Origin of the sequence: Streptomyces sp. NPDC017936, assembly GCF_044328485.1 — a bacterium.
Classification (GTDB): domain Bacteria; phylum Actinomycetota; class Actinomycetes; order Streptomycetales; family Streptomycetaceae; genus Streptomyces.
This window is the reverse complement of the sequence record NZ_JBIRHK010000015.1, coordinates 56,516-76,211: the sequence shown is the minus strand read 5'-3', so window position 1 is coordinate 76,211 and position 19,696 is coordinate 56,516. Positions and strand designations below refer to the sequence as shown.

The 19,696-nt window shown below is 74.1% G+C and carries 19 protein-coding genes, 1 other RNA gene and 1 pseudogene; 9 read left to right on the top strand and 12 right to left on the bottom strand.

The features are described 5' to 3' along the window. Nucleotides 1-67 precede the first annotated feature (67 nt). Nucleotides 68-235, bottom strand: coding sequence for a DUF397 domain-containing protein (locus ACH4F6_RS28390; protein ID WP_397963203.1), 168 nt, complete (start codon nucleotides 233-235; stop codon nucleotides 68-70). A 239-nt stretch (nucleotides 236-474) separates the two neighbouring features. On the opposite strand from ACH4F6_RS28390, the gene ACH4F6_RS28385 reads away from it, so the two are divergent. From ACH4F6_RS28385 to ACH4F6_RS28375, 3 genes are all read left to right on the top strand, one after another. After that, the gene (locus ACH4F6_RS28385; protein WP_397963202.1) at nucleotides 475-1,134 is read left to right on the top strand and encodes a DUF433 domain-containing protein; all 660 of its coding nucleotides are present in this window, start codon (nucleotides 475-477) and stop codon (nucleotides 1,132-1,134) included. A 7-nt stretch (nucleotides 1,135-1,141) separates the two neighbouring features. Next, nucleotides 1,142-1,516: a toxin-antitoxin system, toxin component, PIN family protein gene (locus ACH4F6_RS28380; protein ID WP_397963201.1), complete on the top strand. Its 375-nt coding sequence runs from the start codon at nucleotides 1,142-1,144 to the stop codon at nucleotides 1,514-1,516. Nucleotides 1,517-1,791: 275 nt separating this feature from the next. Then, the gene (locus ACH4F6_RS28375) at nucleotides 1,792-3,018 is read left to right on the top strand and encodes a cytochrome P450 (RefSeq protein ID WP_397963200.1); all 1,227 of its coding nucleotides are present in this window, start codon (nucleotides 1,792-1,794) and stop codon (nucleotides 3,016-3,018) included. A 149-nt stretch (nucleotides 3,019-3,167) separates the two neighbouring features. Here the strand turns inward: ACH4F6_RS28375 and ACH4F6_RS28370 are convergent, their stop codons facing one another. From ACH4F6_RS28370 to ACH4F6_RS28340, 7 genes and pseudogenes are all read right to left on the bottom strand, one after another. Further along, nucleotides 3,168-4,433: a cytochrome P450 gene (locus ACH4F6_RS28370; protein ID WP_397963199.1), complete on the bottom strand. Its 1,266-nt coding sequence runs from the start codon at nucleotides 4,431-4,433 to the stop codon at nucleotides 3,168-3,170. Further along, nucleotides 4,430-5,047, bottom strand: a complete 618-nt coding sequence (locus tag ACH4F6_RS28365; protein ID WP_397963197.1) for a GTP-binding protein — start codon at nucleotides 5,045-5,047, stop codon at nucleotides 4,430-4,432. The genes ACH4F6_RS28370 and ACH4F6_RS28365 overlap by 4 nt, the downstream gene beginning before the upstream one ends. Further along, complete coding sequence (locus tag ACH4F6_RS28360) at nucleotides 5,028-5,384, bottom strand: DUF742 domain-containing protein (protein ID WP_397963196.1); 357 nt, start codon at nucleotides 5,382-5,384, stop codon at nucleotides 5,028-5,030. The genes ACH4F6_RS28365 and ACH4F6_RS28360 overlap by 20 nt, the downstream gene beginning before the upstream one ends. Continuing rightward, the gene (locus tag ACH4F6_RS28355; protein ID WP_397963195.1) at nucleotides 5,381-5,800 is read right to left on the bottom strand and encodes a roadblock/LC7 domain-containing protein; all 420 of its coding nucleotides are present in this window, start codon (nucleotides 5,798-5,800) and stop codon (nucleotides 5,381-5,383) included. Before ACH4F6_RS28355 ends, ACH4F6_RS28360 begins: the two co-directional genes overlap by 4 nt. 118 nt (nucleotides 5,801-5,918) lie before the next feature. Beyond that, nucleotides 5,919-7,703: an ATP-binding protein gene (locus ACH4F6_RS28350; protein ID WP_397963194.1), complete on the bottom strand. Its 1,785-nt coding sequence runs from the start codon at nucleotides 7,701-7,703 to the stop codon at nucleotides 5,919-5,921. Nucleotides 7,704-8,165: 462 nt separating this feature from the next. Beyond that, nucleotides 8,166-8,570: RNase P RNA component class A (rnpB, locus tag ACH4F6_RS28345), an RNA gene on the bottom strand. Nucleotides 8,571-8,648: 78 nt separating this feature from the next. After that, nucleotides 8,649-9,023 (bottom strand): annotated as a pseudogene (locus ACH4F6_RS28340) (Uma2 family endonuclease); the annotation flags it as partial. 163 nt (nucleotides 9,024-9,186) lie between these two features. Between ACH4F6_RS28340 and yaaA the strand changes: the two are divergent. Next, nucleotides 9,187-9,969, top strand: a complete 783-nt coding sequence (yaaA, locus tag ACH4F6_RS28335) for a peroxide stress protein YaaA (protein WP_397963193.1) — start codon at nucleotides 9,187-9,189, stop codon at nucleotides 9,967-9,969. A gap of 103 nt (nucleotides 9,970-10,072) precedes the next feature. Here yaaA and ACH4F6_RS28330 read toward each other — a convergent pair whose 3' ends face one another. Genes ACH4F6_RS28330 through ACH4F6_RS28320 form a run of 3 tightly spaced genes read right to left on the bottom strand, consistent with a single transcriptional unit; the run spans nucleotide 10,073 to nucleotide 13,002 of the window. Next, complete coding sequence (locus tag ACH4F6_RS28330; protein ID WP_397963192.1) at nucleotides 10,073-11,401, bottom strand: bifunctional RNase H/acid phosphatase; 1,329 nt, start codon at nucleotides 11,399-11,401, stop codon at nucleotides 10,073-10,075. Between the two features lie 12 nt (nucleotides 11,402-11,413). Next, entirely contained in the window at nucleotides 11,414-12,157 is a 744-nt protein-coding gene (locus ACH4F6_RS28325; RefSeq protein ID WP_397963343.1) for a zinc ribbon domain-containing protein, read from the bottom strand. Next, nucleotides 12,154-13,002 carry a Nif3-like dinuclear metal center hexameric protein gene (locus ACH4F6_RS28320; protein WP_397963191.1) on the bottom strand — a complete coding sequence of 283 codons (849 nt, stop codon included), beginning with the start codon at nucleotides 13,000-13,002 and terminating at the stop codon, nucleotides 12,154-12,156. The genes ACH4F6_RS28325 and ACH4F6_RS28320 overlap by 4 nt, the downstream gene beginning before the upstream one ends. A gap of 224 nt (nucleotides 13,003-13,226) precedes the next feature. Between ACH4F6_RS28320 and ACH4F6_RS28315 the strand changes: the two genes are divergently transcribed. The 5 genes from ACH4F6_RS28315 to ACH4F6_RS28295 all read left to right on the top strand — a co-directional run bounded on the left by ACH4F6_RS28315 (nucleotide 13,227) and on the right by ACH4F6_RS28295 (nucleotide 18,663). Next, nucleotides 13,227-14,459 (top strand): hypothetical protein, encoded by a 1,233-nt coding sequence (locus ACH4F6_RS28315; protein ID WP_397963190.1) that lies wholly within the window; start codon nucleotides 13,227-13,229, stop codon nucleotides 14,457-14,459. A gap of 94 nt (nucleotides 14,460-14,553) precedes the next feature. Next, the gene (locus ACH4F6_RS28310; protein WP_397963189.1) at nucleotides 14,554-14,712 is read left to right on the top strand and encodes a hypothetical protein; all 159 of its coding nucleotides are present in this window, start codon (nucleotides 14,554-14,556) and stop codon (nucleotides 14,710-14,712) included. Between the two features lie 420 nt (nucleotides 14,713-15,132). Beyond that, a complete protein-coding gene (locus ACH4F6_RS28305; protein ID WP_397963188.1) occupies nucleotides 15,133-16,515 on the top strand; it encodes a sensor histidine kinase in 1,383 nt (460 codons plus the stop codon). Next, entirely contained in the window at nucleotides 16,512-17,153 is a 642-nt protein-coding gene (locus ACH4F6_RS28300) for a response regulator (RefSeq protein ID WP_397963187.1), read from the top strand. The genes ACH4F6_RS28305 and ACH4F6_RS28300 overlap by 4 nt, the downstream gene beginning before the upstream one ends. A 31-nt stretch (nucleotides 17,154-17,184) precedes the next feature. After that, nucleotides 17,185-18,663: a hypothetical protein gene (locus ACH4F6_RS28295; protein ID WP_397963186.1), complete on the top strand. Its 1,479-nt coding sequence runs from the start codon at nucleotides 17,185-17,187 to the stop codon at nucleotides 18,661-18,663. Nucleotides 18,664-18,890: 227 nt separating this feature from the next. Here ACH4F6_RS28295 and ACH4F6_RS28290 read toward each other — a convergent pair whose 3' ends face one another. Next, nucleotides 18,891-19,544 carry a class I SAM-dependent methyltransferase gene (locus tag ACH4F6_RS28290; protein ID WP_397963184.1) on the bottom strand — a complete coding sequence of 218 codons (654 nt, stop codon included), beginning with the start codon at nucleotides 19,542-19,544 and terminating at the stop codon, nucleotides 18,891-18,893. Nucleotides 19,545-19,696: the final 152 nt, after the last annotated feature.

The following is a 19,696-nucleotide window of genomic DNA, read 5'->3' as shown; positions in this document are numbered from 1 at the left end:
CACCTCGGACACGCCTGTGCCCTGTGGCTCGCCTCGAAGTCACAGGGCACAGCGGTAACCTCGCGACTCAGCCGATCCGGTCAGTGGTGAACCCGACGAACGCGGCCCACGCCTCCGAACCGACCGCCGGTCCCGGACGGTTCACGTCCTTCGAGTCCCGCACGTGCACGGTGTGCGGGCGGGTGGCCGCCTCCACGCAGGCGCCGCCCTCTTCGCCGGCCTGGTGTGTCCGCACGCGAGACGAGAGACGAGCTGTCTGTCCCGGCGGAAGCCAGGAGTCTCCATGCCCCGGCGGGACGCCGCTTCCGCCCCGGCTGCCACCTTCCGGCCTCGGAGACTCGTTCCGGTGAATCACCCTGTCGGCACCCTCCGCGGACGGAGCTGTCTCGCTAGCGTGCAGCCCTCGGTCTAGCGTGGGGGGGAGGGGCAGCGCTGTGCCCGGAAGCAACTACACAGAGGACGGAGGTGTCGGCAATGGTGGACAGGTTCGGCGACCCGCTGCTGAGCATCCAGGAAGCGGCCAGGCACCTCCAGCTGCCCGATCGCACACTGCAGCGTTGGCTGCGCCACGACAACGCTGCAGGAGTGCCCTTGGTCCACAGCGTGGAACCGGTGAAACGCGGCTGGCCCTCGCTGCCCTTCGTGGCGGTCGTGGAGGCCTATGTGCTGCGCTCGCTGCGCGGCTATCTGAGCATGTCCCGCATCCGGGACGCCACGGAAGCCGTTCGGAACACCTTCGACGACGAGTACGGGCTGGCCACACGCCGTATCGCCACGGACGGCGTGGACATCTTCGTGGAGTACGCGGACGGCGACCTGACTCGCGCACGCGATGGTCAAAGACCGATCCGCGAGGTCATCATCGACTATCTCCACTGCCTCAGCTGGGAGCCCGGCGAGCAGTATCCCTGCCGACTCCGACTGCGCCAGTACCCGGACGTCGCACCGGTGATCATCGACCCGCGCTTCGGGTGGGGCACTCCTGTCGTCGCCGGCCCGAACATCCAGGTCGACGCCATCGTCGGCATGTGGAAAGCCGGCGAGTCACTGGAAACCGTTGCCGCAGAGTACGGGCTGTCTCGTGACCAGGTCGAGGCGGTCTGCCAGGTCGCCACACGAGATCGGGCCGCCTGAATTCCTGGTGGACCGCAACCTGGGCAAGACGGTACCCGCACGGCTCACCGCCCTGGGATGGCAGCTGCACCTGGTCGCCGACGAGTTCCCGAACGACGGGCAGCAGACACCGGATGAGGAATGGGGCGAGCACGCGCTCGTGCGCGGCTGGGTACCACTCTGCAAGGACGGCCGCATCAGGGGACGAGACCGGGAACGCCAGCCCGTCGAGCGCCTGGCCGGAGTCTTGTTCTACCTGGACAACCAGAGCCTCAGAATCGAGGAGATGGTTCAGCGCATCCACCAGGCACAGGCGCAGATCAACCGGGCCGTGAAACGTGGGGGACCCGCCATCTACGCGATCAAGAACGACGGCATCGGCAAGGTTTGGCCGGATGCCTGAGCCGGCCACCACAGGTCAGTGACAAGCACGGGGTGAACGAACCGGAGTCGCGGACGCTTGCCCAACGTGTCATCGGTACTGCGGCCGCTCCTGGAGCCCTACGGCTCAGCGGTGGGCGATCACTCCCTCGAGCGCCGGTCACGAACGGCACCCGCGAGGGGCGGTTTTCGGCCGATGCCCGCTTCCGGAACGATCGGTTCCCGAGGGCCCTGTCGCAGCTGACGGTTGATCAATAATCTTGCGCCGTACATGAAATGCCGACTTCTGGGAGCCCCATGTCCACCGCCCAGCAGGTGCCCGACATCCTCTCGCCCGAGTTCGCGGCGAATCCCTACCCCGCCTACCGGGTGATGCGGGAGACCGCGCCCCTCATCTGGCACGAGGCCACGAAGAGCTACATCGTGTCGCGGTACGAGGACGTCGAGCGCGTCTTCAAGGACAAGGCCGGCGAGTTCACCACCGACAACTACGCCTGGCAGATCGAGCCCGTGCACGGCAAGACGATCCTCCAGCTCAGCGGGCGGGAGCACGCCGTGCGCCGGGCCCTCGTCGCCCCCGCCTTCCGGGGCAGCGACCTGGAGCGGAAGTTCCTGCCCGTCATCGAGCGCAACTCCCGCGAACTGGTCGACGCCTTCCGGCACACCGGCTCCGCCGACCTGGTCGCCGACTACGCCACGCGCTTCCCGGTCAACGTCATCGCCGACATGCTGGGGCTGGACAAGGCCGACCACGCGCGCTTCCACCGCTGGTACACGGCCGTCATCGCCTTCCTCGGGAACCTGTCGGGCGACCCCGAGGTGACGGCGGCGGGCGAGCGGACCCGGGTGGAGTTCGCCGAGTACATGCTGCCGATCATCCGGGAGCGCCGCGAGAACCCGGGTGACGACCTGCTGTCCGCGCTGTGCGCCGCCGAGGTCGACGGGGTGCGGATGAGCGACGAGGACGTCAAGGCGTTCTGCAGCCTGCTGCTCGCCGCCGGCGGCGAGACCACCGACAAGGCCATCGCCGGCATCTTCGCCAACCTGCTGCTCCACCCCGACCAGCTCGCCGCCGTCCGCGCGGACCGCTCGCTGATCCCCCGCGCCTTCGCCGAGACCCTGCGCTTCACCCCGCCCGTCCACATGATCATGCGGCAGTCCGCGACGGAGGTGACGCTCAGCGGCGGCACCGTGCCCGCGGGCGCCACCGTCACCTGTCTGATAGGGGCCGCCAACCGCGACGAGAGCCGCTACCGCGATCCCGACCGCTTCGACCTCTTCCGCGACGACCTCACCACCACGACGGCCTTCTCCGCCGCCGCCGACCACCTCGCCTTCGCGCTCGGCCGGCACTTCTGCGTCGGCGCGCTGCTGGCCAAGGCCGAGGTGGAGATCGGCGTCGGCCAGCTCCTCGACGCCATGCCCGACGTGCGCCTCGCCGACGGGTTCGAACCGGCCGAGCAGGGCGTGTTCACCCGCGGACCGCAGAGCCTCCCGGTGCGGTTCACCCCCGTGCGGGGCTGATCCCCCCGAGCGGTCCGCACGGGCGCGGTCCGTACGCGCGTGCGCGCCCGGTACGGCCCGCTCCGTGCCCGGCCGGCCCGCACCGGCCGTCCCCAACCCGCCGGCCCGCGTCGTGGTCCGGGCCCCGCCGAGGGGCCCGGAGAGGCCCGCTACTGCACCACCGGTGTGAACCGCACCGGGAGCGCCGACAGCCCTCGCATCCAGATCGACGGACGCCAGGTCAGTTCCTCCGGGTCCACCGCCAGCACCAGGTCGGGCAGCCGCTCCAGCAGCGTCTCGACCGCGGTCCGGGCCATCACGTCCGCCAGCAGGGGAGCCGGGTAGGGGCAGCGGTGCTCGCCGTTGCTGAACGACAGGTGCGCGGCGTTCTCCGCGCCCACGTGCCCCTCCGGCCAGATCTGCGGGTCGGTGTTGGCCGCGGCCAGCCCCAGCACCAGGCAGTCGCCGGCCCGGATCTGCCGGCCGCCCAGCTGGACGTCCCGCACGGCCCACCGCCCGATGAAGTTCTGCGTCGGCGTGTCCAGCCACAGCACCTCGTTGAGCGCCTCGCCCACGCTGAGCCGGCCGCCCGACACGTTCACGGCGAACCGCTCGTCCGTCAGCAGCAGCCGCAGCGTGTTGCAGATCCAGTTCGCGGTCGGCTGCTGCGCCGCCGCGATCACGGAGATCAGGTCCTGGACGACCTCCTCGTCCGTCAGACCCGCCGGGTGCGTCAGCATGCGCGAGGTGACGTCCGGGCCGGGAGCGGCCCGCTTGTCCTTCACCAGCTGCCGGAGCCGCTCGCCCACGCGCCCGTACGCCGCCACCGGGTCGTCGCCCTCCCCCGCGTCCAGGGAGATCCGCAGGTCGTCGACGAGCCGGCGGGTGTCCTCGCCCGAGGTCGGCATCCCGCACAGCTGCACCACGGTGCGCATCGGCAGGGCGTGCGCGTAGTCGGCCATCAGTTCCGCCTGGCCGCTGCCGGCGAACCGGGCGATGAGGTCGTCGGCGATCAGCAGGCAGTCGCGGGACAGTTCGAACTGGTCGACCCCCTCCAGCGCCTCGGTGATCACCCCGGCCCGCCGCCGGTGCTCCTCGCCCTCGGTGAACAGCACCGACGGCTGGTACCCGACGAAGGGCAGCAGCGGCCAGTCCGGCGGGATGTTCTCCCACTGGTTCCAGCGCCGCGAGTCGCGCGCGAACAGCTCGTCATGGCTGGTCACGTACGTGACCTCGGAGTAGCCCAGCACCAGCCAGGCCGGGACGCCGCCGTCGAGCACCACGGGCGCGACGGGTCCGTGCTCCCGGCGCAGCGCGCGGTAGAGCTGCGAGGGCGTCTGCTGGTACTCGAGCCCCGTCAGGGGCACCGCGCCGGAATGGGCGGGGCAGCCCGGGGGTGGTGCCGGATGCGCGAAGGAGTGGCCGGGGTCGGTCACAGTGTCGCCTCCTCGGCGATGGCCATGGCGTGGAGGTGGTTCACGAGGGTGATCAGCACGTCCTTGCCGGACTGCCTCACCCGTGCGTCGCAGTCGACCATCGGCACGTGCCCGGGCAGGGCGAGCGCCTGGCGGATCTCGTCCAGGGAGTACCTGGCGGTGTCGTCGTCGAACCGGTTCACGGCCACCACGAAGGGCGTGCGGTGGTGCTCCAGCCTGTCTATCGCGTACCAGGAGTCGTCCATCCGGCGCGTGTCCACGAGGACCACGGCGCCCAGCGTTCCCGAGAACAGGCTGTCCCACAGGAACCAGAAGCGCTCCTGGCCGGGCGCTCCGAACAGGTACAGCACCATGCGGTCGTTGAGGCTGATCCGCCCGAAGTCGAACGCGACCGTCGTGGTGGTCTTCGTCGCCACCGCGCCGGTCTCGTCGACGCCCACGCCGGCCTGGGTCATCACCTCCTCGGTGTTGAGCGGCCGGATCTCGCTCACGGAGCGGACCAGGGTCGTCTTGCCCACGCCGAATCCCCCGACGACGACGATCTTCAGACCGGTCTCCGCGGTGTCGTTCAGCGGTGTGCGGCGGGAGGGGAGCTCAGAGGTTGCGGAGCCCATGGAGGACCTCTTGGAGTAGGGCGGAATCGGGCAGGGAGGCGACGGACGGCGCCGCGCGCGGATGGCGGGCGGTGATGCGGCCCGTGTCCAGCAGGTCGCCGAGCAGGATCCGCACCACCGTGACCGGCAGCCCGAGCTCCGCGGCGATCTCGACGACGGCGGTGGGGTGCCGGCACAGCTCCAGGATCCGGACGTGCTCCGACTGCATCCCCGGCACCGGCCCGCTCTCGCTGACGACGAGGGTGACCAGGTCGAAGGACTCGTCGGCGCGGCTCCGGCCGCCGGTGACGGTGTAGAGCCGGTCCGGATCCCCCGTGTCGACGGGTTTGCGCGTCACGACGTGCCGCTTCCGCGTGCCTGGTTCCGCGGCTCGGCCCGCAGGTGCTCGCCGATCTGCTCGACCAGTTCCGTCATCTGGTGGCCGACCACTCCGGGATCGGCGTCCTCCCCGGCGACGACGGCGAGGTGCGCCCCCTCGCCGGCCTCCACGATGAACAGCAGGCCGCCGTGGAACTCGGTCATCGACTGCCGGACGCCGCCGGTGCCGTCGCCGAACTCCACGGAGGCGCCTTGGGCGAGGGCCTGGATGCCGGAGCAGATCGCCGCCAGCTGATCGGCCCGGTCGAGCGTCAGGTGCTCGCTCCAGCAGAGCTTCAGGCCGTCCCTGGACAGGACCAGGGCGTGCCGTGCGCCGGGGGTCTGTTCCAAGAGGTTCTGCAGGAGCCAGCTGAGGCTGTTGTCGGTGGTCTGCATGATGGGTGATGGGACGGTGGTGTCCGGCTGACCGGTCACCGGCCCGTTCCTCCTATCTCACGAACTCGAGCGGGCAGGGGGCGCCGTCGCCCCGGACGCCGTGCGGGAAGGGGTGGGACTACGGGGCCTCGGGCGGCTGCGGCCCGGGCGGGACGGCCGGGCCGGTGGTGCCGTTCCCGGACTGCCGGGCGCGGTGGAAGGCGCCGAACCGCGAGCCCGCGTCGCGTGCCGGTCGCCGCGCCGGCGCCGCGTCACCGGTCCGCCCGGACGCCGACTGGCGCTGCTCGCGTTCGCGCTCCGCCTCGGCCATGGTGCGGCCGGGGGCACGGACCGGCAGACCGTTCGGCGTGGTGCCGTCGGGCCGCCGGTGCCGTCCCTGGTCGGGGAGCTCGGGCCGTGCGGCGGCGGTCCGGTCCGCGATCGCGGGTCGTTCCGTGACCGCGGGCCGCTGCGCGGCTCCGGGGAGGGCGGGGGCGTCGGGCAGCGGGGCCGGGGCGAGCGCGGCGGGGGCGGGCACGGCGTCGGGCCGGGGGGCCGACTCGTGCGGGACCAGGTCGCGCTGCTGGGCCAGCAGGTTCAGGGGCAGCAGGACGACGACGCCGGTGCCGCCGCGGGAGGAGGGGCGGTAGTTGACGCTGATGCCGTACTTCGCCGCGAGCCGTCCCACCACGGCCAGGCCGAGCCGGGTGCCCTGCAGCGACGCGAGGTCGGTGACGCGGCCGCTCACGGCCTCCTCGGCGCGGCGCATCGCCGCGTCGGCCATCTTCAGGCCGCTGTCCTCGATGGTGACGACGATGCCGGCGCTGCGGTCCTCGACGTAGACGTGCACCTCGTCGATGGGCGGGGAGAAGTTCGCGGCGTTGTCCATCAGCTCGGCGAGCAGGTGCATCACGCCCTCGGCGGCGAAGCCGGAGACCGCGGCGCGGGTGGAGCAGTGCAGGCGCACCCGCTGGTAGGCGGCGATGCGGCCGACGGCGCCGCGCAGGATGCTCTCCATCACGATCGGCTTGTTCCAGGCGCGGCTGGACCTGCCACCCATGAGCAGCGCCAGCCGGTCGGTCATCAGGCCGAGCTGGGAGGTGCTGTGGTCCAGCCTCAGCAGGTCGCCGAAGACCTCCTCGCCGTGCCGCTCCTGCATCTCCCGCAGGTCGGCGAGCATGCGCACGGCCTTGGCCTGGACGCGGCTGAGCGCCTTGGCGGAGGCGGCCTGCGCGGCGGCGGCGCGCCGCTCGCTGTGGGCGAGCTCACGCACGAACGATTCGGCCGGGGCGCGCACCGCCGGCAGCCGGGGCAGGTCGACCTCGGCGAGCACGGCGTCGGCGGACCGGCCGTCGCGCAGCCGGGCGACCGCGGTGGGCAGCGTCTCCCCCGCGAGGCGTCCCAGCTCGGCCACCGCCTGGTCCAGTTCGTGCCGGGTCCTGCGGTACTCCCCGTCCAGGGCGGCCGCCCGCCGCACGTCCTCCTCGACGACGACGGCGAAGGTGTGCACGAGCCGCTGCAGCGGCGGATCGGACGGCGGCGGCACGCTGCCCAGCGCGTCGGCCGCGCTCGTGCCCTCCCGCAGCCGCTTGGCCACGGCGGGCAGCGTCACACCGGCCAGGTGCGAGATCTCGGCCGACAACCGGGTCGCCTCCGCCCGGAGACGGCCGTTCTCCGACTCCCGTTCGGCGGCTGTGCCGCGGGCCCGGCGGACGAGCCGGTGGTCGACGAGGACGACGACGGCCACGCACACCCAGCCGGCCACCACCACCGCCAGGGCCCACCTGAAGGCGTCGGACGGCGCCAGGGCGACGGCCGCGCCGCCGGCGGCGGCGCTCGTCGCCAACACGGCCGACCGTGCGGCGAACGAGGTGCGCGGCGCCCCCACCGGTGGGTGCTGGCTGGGCGAAGCAGGCACGGGCATGGAGCGGTCCCTCGGTCGGTGAGAACAGGGGAATCAGGGCGGCGGCGCGGAGCAGCCGCGGGCCGGAAGGGAGGTCAGCCAACAGGAAGGCGATCTTCCGACCACGTGCGACTCATGCTAGTCACGCCGCTGTACGGGGAGACGCCGCTGACGGCACAGCCCGTCGGCAATCCGGATTTCGTCGTGAACTCATCGCCCGCACGTCCCGCTGTGGTATCCGGAAGAACGCCGGACGAGCCCGGCCGAGGAGCGGGAACACGGGGGAAACCGCCCTGACGAGGTGTCACATCATGCCCCGTGCATGGCGTTTACTGATCAGATCACTCGCACGAGCGACCGCATTTCGGCCAACTGTGCGCATGGAAAAGCCTTTTCACGCTTCGAGCGTGGCGGTGACCGGGGCGTCGAGGTGAGGGAATGCCGCTGATGGTGGAGGTTCCGTGACGGCGGCCCGCAGGGGGGCAGACGAGTCGGGCTGTACGCCGGGTTCTGTTCCGGCGGGTCCTCGCGGGCCCGCCGGCGACGGCCATCCATCTAGGACCGGCGTTGCCGCCGGCCTCGTGCGGTCTACCCGCGGACTCGGGCGGGCAGCCCTCGAACGTCCGCGCAGAGCGCGTTTCACGGCGCTCCTTTTGACCTTGCTCCGGGTGGGGTTTACCTAGCTGCCCAGGTCGCCCTGGGCACTGGTGGTCTCTTACACCACCGTTTCACCCTTACCGAGGACCGAGGTCCCCGGCGGTCTGTTTTCTGTGGCACTGTCCCGCGGGTCACCCCGGGTGGCCGTTAGCCATCACCTTGCCCTGTGGAGCCCGGACGTTCCTCGGGAAGCCCCCTGGGGGAACTCCACGCGGCCGTCCGCCCGGCTCGTCTGCCGTGGGGACCATGCTACCGGGCGCACGCCTCGCCCGGCCCGCCGGCCGGTCCTGGGAGGGCACCGGCGCGGCCTCAGAGGAAGTCGCTGGTGTCCAGGTCGAAGGCGAAGGGCTCGGGGAGGGCGAGGGGCTTGCCGAAGGGGAGCGTGCAGCGCCGGCGGTAGTCGTCCTGCCTCGGGTCGCCGAGGAGCGTGACCTCCGAGGTCTCCCGGTCGACGAGCAGGTGGAGCGGGATGCCGGCGCGGGCACAGCAGCGGCGTTTGGCCTCACGGTCGGCCTGGGGCTTGGTGGAGGTCACCTCCAGCACCATGGTGACGCCCTGGCAGGGCATCCAGGGGTCGGCACCTCGGTAGAGCCGCAGCGCCTGTGGGGCGAAAGCACCGTCCGGAATCGCATGATCCTTCGGGCATCCCTCCGCCTTCTCCGGTCTCAGCCCCTCGTCTGTGCTGGTTCCCTGCGGATCGGAGAGCTCGCCGAGGCCGCCGGCGTCGCCGCCCGGGCTGCTGTCCGGTCCGCTCCCGTCCGGGCGGCGGGCGGATCCCCGGCGCGGTGAGGGCGGGGCCGGGGCACCCCGTACGCTGGCGCGGAGCCCCACCGAAGGAGAAACACCCGTGCTCGTCCTGCTGCCCCCGTCCGAAGGAAAGGCCTCGTCCGGCCGTGGCGCCCCGCTGAAGCCGGAGTCGCTGTCCCTGCCGGGGCTCGCCGAGGCCCGTGAGGCCGTCCTCGGCGAGCTGGTCGAGCTGTGCGCGGGCGACGAGGACAAGGCGCGCGAGGTGCTCGGGCTGAGCGAGGGGCTGCGCGGCGAGATCGCCAAGAACGCGGAACTGCGCACGGCGGGCGCGCGCCCCGCCGGGGAGGTCTACACGGGCGTGCTCTACGACGCCCTCGGCCTGGCCTCGCTGGACGCGGCCGCGAAGGAGCGCGCCGCCCGCTCGCTGCTGGTCTTCTCCGGCCTGTGGGGTGCCGTCCGGGTGACGGACCGCATCCCCTCGTACCGCTGCTCGATGGGGGTGCGGCTGCCGGGGCTCGGGGCGCTGGGCGCGTACTGGCGGGCGCCGATGGCCCGGGTGCTGCCCGAGGCCGCCGGGGAGGGGCTGGTGCTGGACCTGCGGTCGGCGGCGTACGCGACCGCCTGGAAGCCGAAGGGGGAGGTCGCCGCGCGGACGGCGAGCGTGCGGGTGCTGCACGCGCCCACCCGGAAGGTGGTCAGCCACTTCAACAAGGCGACGAAGGGCCGGATCGTCCGCGGTCTGCTGACGGCGGGCACGGCCCCGAAGGACCCGGCCGAGCTCGTGGTCGCGCTGCGGGACCTCGGGTACGTCGTGGAGGAGCAGGCTCCGGCGCGGGCGGGGGCGGCGTGGACGCTGGACGTGCTGGTGGACGAGGTCCACTGAGCGGGAGACCGCGGAGGCGCCGGCCCTCAGGAGTGCCGACGGGTCCGGCGCCGGCCCCGGGGAGCGTCGCCTCCCGGACCGCGGCCGGCCCCGGCGCCGGTCGTCACGGACGCAGGTGGGACGTGTCGTTGAGGAGGCGGACGCTGGCGTTGCCGTCCGCGTAGTACGCCACGACCGACAGCGAGGCCGCCGACAGCTCCATCCGGAAGAGGGACTCGGGCGGTGCGCCCAGGGCGAGCCGTACGAGGGTCTTGATCGGGGTGACGTGGGTGACCAGCAGCACGGTGCGGCCCGCGTACGCGGCGGCCAGCTTGTCGCGGGTGGCGGCGATCCGGACGGCGGTCGCGGCGAAGCTCTCGCCGCCGCCGGTGGGCTCGGCCTCCGGGTCGGCGAGCCAGGCGTTCAGGTCGTCGGGGTGGCGCTCGCGGACCTCGCCGAAGGTCAGCCCCTCCCAGGCGCCGAAGTCGGTCTCGCGCAGCCCGTCGTCGACGGTGACCTCGAGCCCCAGACGGGCCGCGACGACGGCCGCGGTCTCCCGGGTGCGGGCGAGCGGGGAGGCGACGACGTGCTGGACGGTGCCGCGCCGGGCGAGGGCGGCGGCGACCCGCTCGGCCTGCTCCCGGCCGACGTCGGAGAGCGAGGGGTCGCTGCCGCCGCTGCCGGAGAAGCGCTTCTCGGGGGTGAGCGGGGTCTCGCCGTGGCGGAGCAGCACGAAGGTGGCGGGGGCGCCGAGGTCGGGGGCGGAGGCCCAGCCGACGGACGGCCGCTCGGCGGGTCGCGGCGCGGCCGGCGGGCCGGCGACGGTGCGGGCGGCGCGGAGGTCGGCGTCGGCCTTCGGGCCGGGTGCGACGGCCGGGGTCACCGCGGTGGCACCGGGCGCGCGCCCCCGGGCCAGCGCCTCACGGGCCCGCGCCGCGCCCGCGGCCGCGTCCCCGGGCGGGCCGGACGGCTCGGGCACGGCGGGGGCCGCCGGGGCGGACGCGCCGAGGGCCGCCCGGGACGCCCCGGCGTCCCACTGCTCGCCCCGCTGCCCCGCGTCCATCGCCTCGTTGGCCAGCCGGTCGGCGTGCTTGTTGCGCTCGCGCGGGATCCACTCGTAGGTGACCTGCCCGGGCGGGAGGAGGCGGGCGGCCTCCGCGGCGAGCGGCTTCATGCCGGGATGCTTGATCTTCCAGCGGCCCGACATCTGCTCGATGACGAGCTTGGAGTCCATCCGGACGTGGACCGCGGCGGACGGGTCGAGTTCGCGGACGGCCCGCAGCCCGGCCAGCAGCCCCCGGTACTCGGCGACGTTGTTCGTGGCGACGCCGATGTACTCGGCGCGCTCGACGAGGGTCTCCCCCGTCGCCGCGTCGATCACCACGCTGCCGTAGCCCGCCGGCCCCGGGTTGCCGCGCGACCCGCCGTCGGCCTCGACGATGAACTCCCGCACGCCGCAGACCCCTTACAGACCGGATTCCGAGGTGCGCACCAGGATCCGCCGGCAGTTCTCGCACCGGACGACCGTGTCGGGCGCGGCCTTGCGGATCTCGTTCAGCTCGGTGATGGCGAGCTCCTGGCGGCAGCCCTGGCAGGTGCGCGCGTACAGCTTGGCCGCGCCGATGCCGCCCTGCTGCTCGCGCAGCTTGTCGTACAGCTTGAGCAGGTCGGCGGGGACCGCCCCGGAGACGACCTCGCGCTCCTTCGTGACCGTGGCGGCCTCGCCGTCGATCTCCTCGAAGGCGGCGTCACGGCGGGAGGTCGCGTCGTCGATCTTCCCCTGGACGGCGCCGACCCGCTCGGTCAGCTCGGCGACCCGCTCCTGCGCGGCCTCACGGCGCTCCATGACCTCCAGGACGACGTCCTCGAGGTCGCCCTGGCGCTTGGCGAGGGAGACGATCTCCCGCTGGAGGTTCTCCAGGTCCTTGGGGGAGGTGACGGCGCCGGAGTCGAGCCGCTGCTGGTCGCGGGCGGCGCGCTGGCGCACCTGGTCCACGTCCTGCTCGGCCTTGGTCTGCTCGCGGGCGGTGTCGCTCTCCTCGGTCTGCGCGGCCACGAGCAGGTCGCGCAGTTGCGTCAGATCCCTGGTCAGCGACTCGATCTCGGCGTGCTCGGGCAGCGACTTCCGCTTGTGCGCGAGCTGCTGGAGGCGGACGTCGAGGGCCTGGACGTCGAGGAGGCGGATCTGGTCGGCGGGCGCGGCGTTCAGTTGGGGGCTCCAGGTGAAGGGGAGGAGGGGAGGTGACTGGTCCAGGGGTCGGTGACCGTCTTGGAGACGTGGACCCTCAGGCCCCATCCGTTCCGGTCGGAGATCTCGTCGAGCTGGGCGGCGGCCAGCTCGCACCAGGGCCACTCGGTGGCCCAGTGCGCCGCGTCGAGCAGCGCGAGAGGACTGTGGGCGCGCGCCTCGGAGGCGGGGTGGTGGCGCAGGTCCGCGGTGAGGAAGGCGTCGACGCCGGCGGCCCGCACCTGCTCGAAGAGGCTGTCGCCGGACCCGCCGCTGACGGCGATCCTGCGCACGACGGCCTCCGGGTCGCCCGCCACCCGGATGCCCTGCGCGGTGGCGGGCAGCCGCTCGGCGGCGCGGGCGGCGAGCTCACGGACGGTGAGCGGATGGTCGAGTTCGCAGATCCGCCCGAGCCCGCGGCGCCCCTGGGCGTCGGTCGGGTCGGGCACCAGCGGCCCCACGACCCGCAGGTCGAGGGCTCCGGCGAGGGCGTCGCTCACGCCCGGGTCGGCGGTGTCGGCGTTGGTGTGGGCGACGTGCAGCGCGATGTCGTTCTTGATGAGGCTGTGCACGACCCGGCCCTTGAAGGTCGAGGCCGCGACGGTCGTCGTCCCGCGCAGGTACAGCGGGTGGTGGGTGACGAGCAGGTCGGCGTCCAGCTCCACCGCCTCGTCGACGATCTCCCGGACCGGGTCGACGGCGAACAGCACCCGCGCGACCTCCTGGCCGGGCTCCCCCACGACGGTACCGACCGCGTCCCACCCCTCGGCCCGCTCGGCGGGCCACAGGTTCTCCAGCGCGGCGATGACTTCAGACAGACGGGGCACGGAGAAAAGGCTACCTGCCCGTTCTGCCGGGCCGCACCGGCGCCGGTCGCGGGAGGGGGAGGAGGGGGACCCCGGCCGCGGCGACCCCGCCGCCAGACCTGCACACCCTCCCCCACCGCCGAAGGCGAATCGGTTCTGCACCACTCGTAAGAGCGAAGCCCGCCTCCCCGCCCCGCCGCTGCGCGCGCACGAAAACTAGCGTCGTCACCGGAGGTGACCGACCCATGACGGCCTGTGCAATCGAATCCACCGCGGAGGACGAGGACGACGACCGTACGCCGCACGCGGACTGCGTGATCACGGCGAACGGCACCTACGCCGCCCGCCTCGCGCGGGACGGCGAGTCCTGGTTCCCCGAGCGCTGGACGCTGGACGGCCCCGAGCCGTACGCCGTCCCCCTGCCCGCCGACCAGCCGGAGGAGCCCGGCACGGACGTGCACCCGATGGCCGACGGCCGGGTCCTGATCCGCCGGCTGGTGCGGGGACGGCACGCCTTCTCGCTGCTGTACCCGACCGGCCCCGGCACGGGCGAGCTGCCCCTGGGCGCCGTCGAGTGCCCGGAGCCGGGCACCCGCCTGCGCCTGCTGCCGCCGGCCCCCTGCGGCGAACGGGCCTACGCCCTGGCCGTCGGCCCGCGTTCGACGACGCTGTGGCTGGTCGCGGGCGGCGCCTTCGGCCCGGAGCCCGTCACGGAGGTCCCCGGCCGCTGTTCGGGCGGGGTCTGGCTGGACCGGACGGGACGCCTGCTGGCGCTGGACCGGGCGGCCGCCGGCCGCACGAAGGCGATCGTGCTGGACCTGGCGCGCGGGGGCGAGACGTCCCCGCTGCTGCAGATCGCCGCCGACAGCGACGACCGCCTGCTGCTCGCGGACCCCGACAGCGGCCTGCTCCTCGTCCGCTCGGACGCGCCGTCGCCCGGCGAGGCACGGCTCGGCTGGGGCGTCCTGGGCAGCACCTTCCCGGTCCGTTTCCCCGAGTCGCTGCGGCTTCCCGGCCACACCCTGACACCGTTCGCGATCCAGCCGGGACAGATCCTGGTCCCGGAGCACTGCGCGGTGGCCCTGCGCGTCGACGGCCCGGCCGGCACCTGGGTCGGCGTGTGGCGCCCGGCGGAACGGCGTCTGCACCAACTCGCCGCGCCGGGGGGCTGGCTGACGGGCAGCGGCCTGTGGACGCAGGACGGCGTGCTGCGCCTGCCGTACGCGACGGAGGCCGAGCCGTGCGGGGTGGCGCGGGTGACCGTGCCGTCCCGCCCGGCCGCGGCGGAGGCCGCGCCCCCGCTCCCGCAGCCGCTCCCCGATCCGCTCAGGGACCCGCTCCCCGACCCGCTCGCGGAGGGCCTCCCGGAACCGCTCCCGCACACCACCGGTCCCATGCCGTCCTCCGCCGCCGCGGACCCCACCCCCCGCCCCGTCCCCCTCCAGCAGGCCCCGCTGGGAGGACTGGTAACGAACTAGCGACGATGGGCGTGGCCGCCTGGGTCCGCCCCGACGCGCGCCGGATAAACTCACCCGGCTGTAAAAGATCATGTTGACGGGGTGAATTCTTCCGATGAGCGACGCACGCACCACGCAGCCGCTGTCCGCCGATGCCCAGGAGACCGCCGGTCACGGCCGTCACCGGGGCCCGGTCTCGTCCCACGACGGCGAGTCCGCTCCCCACGGCCGGCACCGCAAGCCGGCCGAGGAGAAGGCCGAGGCGGCTGCCTGACGGTACGCCGGAAGGCCCCGTCCGTCTTCACGACGGACGGGGCCTTCCGTCTTCCGTACGCCTCGGGCCTCCCTCGCCGTACGCCGCGTGCGGTGAGCGGTGCGCCGTGCGCCGTGCGCGGTGAGCGCGGTCCCGAGACCTCGGAACGGCCGTCCGCACCACCGTCCGCACCGAGGTCGTCACGGGGGCGTATCCAGAACGTGTTCCGGCCCGGCGCCTCCGTACAGCCCGGCGCCCCGCACCCGTGAAGGCGCCTGACGCCGTGCCAGGTGTGCCCGTCCGTCCCGCTCCGGCGCCGCCCGCTATGACATTTGTCCCGGCGGAGTCCGTACGAGCGCATCTGCCGGGGCGGTCCGGGGGTGCGTAGCGTCTGAACCGGCCGAGAGGGTCACGGGGACCACGGCGAAGGGGGACCGGGAGATGCCGGGGAAGAGCAGGAGCAGGATCACCCGACCGGTGACGGAGCGGGCGCGGCGCGCGGCGGGCGGCCCGTCCGAGCGGCCGGGCCCGCCGCCGACCGGTTTCTCCCTGCTGCCGTGGCTGCTGATGGGGATGGGCTCCCTGTCCAACCTCTTCCAGGGGGAGGCGCCGAACCCGTGGATCGGCGGTCTCGGTCTGCTGACCTTCAACTCCCTCTACATCTACGTGGCGTTCCGCTCCTTCTCCGAGCCGCACCGCGAGGCGGCCGGCACCCGGCTGGCGCTGGCCGCGATGACCGTGGTGACCTGCGGTCTCGCCGGCGCCTACGGTGGCACCTGGGTGCTGTTCTTCCCGCTGCTGGGTCTGGCCGCGGGCGCCGCCCTGCGCGGCCGGCGGCTGCGCGCCGCCGGTGTCGCGGTGGCCGTCCTCGCGGGCGTGGTCTCCTCCGTCCACGAGGGCTGGAGCGGCCTGGGCACCGCCTACGCGACCTGGATCTCGACCATGGTGACGGCCGCGATCCTGTCCCTCTCCCGGGCGGTGCGGGAGCTGCGGGACGCGCGTGAGGAACTGGCCCGCCAGGCGGTGGAGCGGGAGCGGCTGCGCTTCTCCCGCGATCTGCACGACCTGCTCGGGCACACCCTGTCGGTGATCGTGGTGAAGGCGGAGGCGGCCCGGCGGCTGGCCCCGCGCGACGCCGACGCGGCCCTGACGCAGATCAGGGACGTCGAGGCGGTGGGCCGCCAGGCGCTGACCGAGATCCGCGAGGCGGTGACCGGATACCGGGAGAGCGGTCTCGTCACCGAGCTGGACCGGGCCCGCTCCGCCCTGACGGCGGCCGGCGTCGAGCCGGTCGTCGACCGGTCGGGCCTGCCGCTCGCCCCGCAGACGGCGGCCCTGCTGGGCTGGGTGGTGCGGGAGGCGGTCACCAACGTGGTCCGGCACAGCGGCGCCACCCGCTGCGAGATCACCGTGTCGGGGGCGGCGGAGCGGGTGCGGCTGACGGTCACGGACAACGGCACGGGGACGGACGACGCTCGCGCCGCCGACAACGGCACGGGCGCAGACGCAGGTGCATTCGCAGGCACGGGCGACACCCGCGCCGCGGACAGCGGCACGGGCACGGGCGACGCGTGTGCCGCGGGCAGCGGCGCGGGGGCGGGCGGGGGCGGTTGCGGGTCCGCGTGCGGCGGTACCGGTCTCGTCGGTCTGCGCGAGCGCCTGGCGATCGCGGGCGGTTCGCTGACGGCGGGGCCGGGCCCGCACGGCGGGTTCACGGTGACGGCGGACCTCCCGGCGGACCCGCCGCGGTCGTCGTACGGGGACACGGCCCCCGTGGCGGCGGGGGCGCCCGACGGGCCGGCCGGCCTTACCCTGGCGCCGTGACCGAGACGCCCCGTGACCACCGCCCCGGCTCGTGCATCAGGGTCCTGCTCGCGGAGGACCAGGGCATGCTGCGCGGGGCGCTGGCCCTGCTGCTGGGCATGGAGGCGGACATCGAGGTGGTGGCGCAGGTGGGCACCGGGGACGCGATCGTGGACGCGGCCCTCGCCCACCGCCCCGACGTGGCGCTCCTCGACATCGAACTGCCCGGCATGAGCGGCCTGGACGCCGCCGCCGAGCTGCGCGAGCAGGCGCCCGGCTGCCGGGTGCTGATCCTGACGACGTTCGGCCGGCCCGGCTATCTGCGGCGGGCCATGGAGGCGGGGGCCGCGGGCTTCCTCGTCAAGGACGGTCCGGTGGAGGAGCTGGCGGCCGCGATCCGCCGGGTGCTCTCCGGTGAGACGGTCGTCGACCCGGCCCTGGCCGCCGCCGCGCTCAGCGCCGGCCCCAACCCGCTCACGGCCCGCGAGCGCGACGTCCTCCTCGCCTCCGCCGACGGCGCGACCGTCGCCGACATCGCCGCCGCGCTGCACCTGTCGGAGTCGACGGTCCGCAACTACCTCTCCTCCGCCATCGGCAGGACGGGCACCCGCAACCGTGCGGAGGCGCTGCGCGAGGCGCGGCAACAGGGCTGGCTGTGACGGCCGTCGGCCCTCCTGGCACAGTGTCGTGATGCTTCGACGAACACGGATCAGGGCACGTGCGGCGGCCTCGGCGGTGGCTCTCGCCGTCGTGCTCGCCACGGCTGTGGCGCCCGCCGCGGCCGACGGTTCCGGACAGGCCGCGCTCCGGCTGGAGGCGCCCTCCACCTTCGTCATGTACAACGCCGACGAGGGCGCCGGGGCCTCGAACAGCGACTTCGTCGTGCCGGTCGCCGTGGTGCCCGGCGGGGGCCCGGCCCGCGACGTCAGGGTCGTCGTGGACGCGTCGGGGCTGGCGGGCGTCGCCGTCGCGGCCGAGGGCGGCTACGGCAACTGCACCGGCGACGGCCCGGTGTTCACCTGCGTCTACGGCGACCTCCAGAACGGCGACGGCGAGAGCAACGCGCCCTTCACCCTGCACGGGGTGGACGGCGTCCGGCCGGGCGACAGCGGGACGGTGACGTACACCGCCACCGCCGACAACGCGTCTCCCGTCACCGGCGTCACCCGCATGACCGTCGGCGGCCCGACCCTGCACGCGCCCGGCCGGGAGGGGGGCGAGAGCGGACTGGCCCCGGGCCGGGCCGCGACGCTGACGCCGAGGTTCTCCAACGACTCCCGGTTCCCGGCGGAGCGGGGCGTCGCCCTCCAGGTCGGCGTCTCGGACGGGATGACGCTGACGCCCCGGTACGGCAACTGCTTCTACGCGGGCCCCGCGCCCACCTCGGCGTGGTGCACGTTCCCCACGCGGGCCGCGCCGGGCGCCGGATACCGCACGAGCGCCCCGCTGGTCTACTCGGTCACGCCACCCGGGGTGCTGACCGGTGAGGTGAGCTACACCTGGTCGGCGGCCCCGCGCAAGCCGGCCGGCCACACCGTGCGCGGCACGGGCGCCCCGCTCACCCTGGTCCGCCTCCCCGGGGAGGGCTTCACCGACGACCACGGCTCCGTCGACGTCGCCACCACCGTGCAGGCCGACTACCGTCCGGTCGTCTCGACCGTGCGGGGCCGGGTCGGCGACACGGTGCGGGTGCGGCTCGGGGTGCGCAACCTGGGCCCCGGGGAGCCGTCCGGCTCCGATGCGCTGGGCCGTTTCGAGGTGGTCCCGCCGGAGGGCACCACGGTCACCTCCGTCCCGTACAGCTTCGAGGGGGACGACGGGAAGTGGGCGTGCGACCGGCCGGCCGAACCCGGCGGCGCGTTCGTCTGCGAGATCGGGTACGACCCGTTCCACGAGGCCCGGGACGGGCGGACGACCGCCCTCGACTTCCACGTCCGCATCGACCGGCGGGTGCCGGGCGCGCAGGGCACCGTCCGCACGTACAACCCGTACGACCGCACCCCCGGCAACGACGTCGCCGTCATCCCGCTGGAGGCGTCGCCGGCGCCGCCGTACCGGATCCTCCAGGAGCCCGGCGCCTGGCTCGCGGTCGGCGCGGGCGCCCTGGCGGCGGTCGCCCTGGCGGGCCTGTACCGGCGTCGCCGGACCGCCGCCCGGGACGGGACCTAGGTGTGCTGACCGGAGAGGTCGGTGACGCGGCTGGCTGGTGGGCGGCCGTCGTCCACGACACACCGGGCCAGACGCAGCCTGCCGGTCGGCGTCAGCGGGGCATTACGGTGGGACACGAGGGCCTCCTGGCGGTCGGCGGTAGATGTCGCAATCCACACCGAACCCAGAAGGCCCTCACCCGTTCAAGCACCCAGCACGCGTGTCACCAACGTCCCGGGACAACACGCCTAGAGGCCGGGGCCGGTGCGCCGCAGCACCCGCAGCGAGCCGGTGTCCGAGACCTCCGTGAAGGCTCCGCCGGCCAGGGCGCGCAGGTACACGCGGTAGGGGGCCTGGCCGGTGAACTCGTCGACGGGGTCCGGGAAGACGTCGTGGATGACGAGGAGGCCGCCCTCGGCGAGGTGCGGGGCCCAGCCCTCGTAGTCGGCGCTCGCGTGCTCGTCGGTGTGGCCGCCGTCGACGAAGACCAGGCCGAGCGGGGCGCCCCAGACCTTCGCCACCTGGGGCGAGCGGCCGACCAGCGCGACGACGTGCTCCTCCAGGCCCGCCCCGTGGAGGGTCCTGCGGAAGGTGGGCAGCGTGTCCATCAGCCCGATCTCCGGGTCGACCGTCTCCGGGTCGTGGTAGTCCCAGCCCGGCTGCTGCTCCTCGCTGCCGCGGTGGTGGTCGACGGTGAGCGCGGTGACCCCGGCCGCGCGGGCCGCGTCGGCGAGCAGGATCGTGGAGCGCCCGCAGTACGTGCCGACCTCCAGCAGCGGCAGTCCGAGCGCCCCCGCCTCGACGGCCGCCGCGTACAGCGCGAGCCCCTCGTCGACGGGCATGAACCCCTTCGCCGCCTCGAACGCGGCCAGGATCTCGGGCTGGGGGGCGGCGGCAGGCATGGGGCGCCTTTCGGTCGTGCGGGTGTCGGCGAGCCCTCATGGTGACGCACCCCCCGCCGCCGGTGCGACAGGGGGTGCGGGCAGCGCGTCCCAGGGGCGCGGGAGGATACCGGTGTGCGGCTCCGCCGCGCGGGCGCGGCCGGGACCGGACG

What these genes read in the sequence shown, in the direction of transcription:
- ACH4F6_RS28350 (WP_397963194.1), bottom strand. Translation starts at nt 7,703, where the DNA reads ATGCCCGTGCCTGCTTCGCCCAGCCAGCACCCACCGGTGGGGGCGCCG.
- ACH4F6_RS28310 (WP_397963189.1), top strand. Translation starts at nt 14,554, where the DNA reads ATGAGCGACGCACGCACCACGCAGCCGCTGTCCGCCGATGCCCAGGAG.
- ACH4F6_RS28290 (WP_397963184.1), bottom strand. Translation starts at nt 19,544, where the DNA reads ATGCCTGCCGCCGCCCCCCAGCCCGAGATCCTGGCCGCGTTCGAGGCG.
- ACH4F6_RS28365 (WP_397963197.1), bottom strand. Translation starts at nt 5,047, where the DNA reads ATGGGCTCCGCAACCTCTGAGCTCCCCTCCCGCCGCACACCGCTGAAC.
- ACH4F6_RS28305 (WP_397963188.1), top strand. Translation starts at nt 15,133, where the DNA reads ATGCCGGGGAAGAGCAGGAGCAGGATCACCCGACCGGTGACGGAGCGG.
- ACH4F6_RS28315 (WP_397963190.1), top strand. Translation starts at nt 13,227, where the DNA reads ATGACGGCCTGTGCAATCGAATCCACCGCGGAGGACGAGGACGACGAC.
- ACH4F6_RS28375 (WP_397963200.1), top strand. Translation starts at nt 1,792, where the DNA reads ATGTCCACCGCCCAGCAGGTGCCCGACATCCTCTCGCCCGAGTTCGCG.
- ACH4F6_RS28385 (WP_397963202.1), top strand. Translation starts at nt 475, where the DNA reads ATGGTGGACAGGTTCGGCGACCCGCTGCTGAGCATCCAGGAAGCGGCC.
- ACH4F6_RS28355 (WP_397963195.1), bottom strand. Translation starts at nt 5,800, where the DNA reads ATGCAGACCACCGACAACAGCCTCAGCTGGCTCCTGCAGAACCTCTTG.
- ACH4F6_RS28295 (WP_397963186.1), top strand. Translation starts at nt 17,185, where the DNA reads ATGCTTCGACGAACACGGATCAGGGCACGTGCGGCGGCCTCGGCGGTG.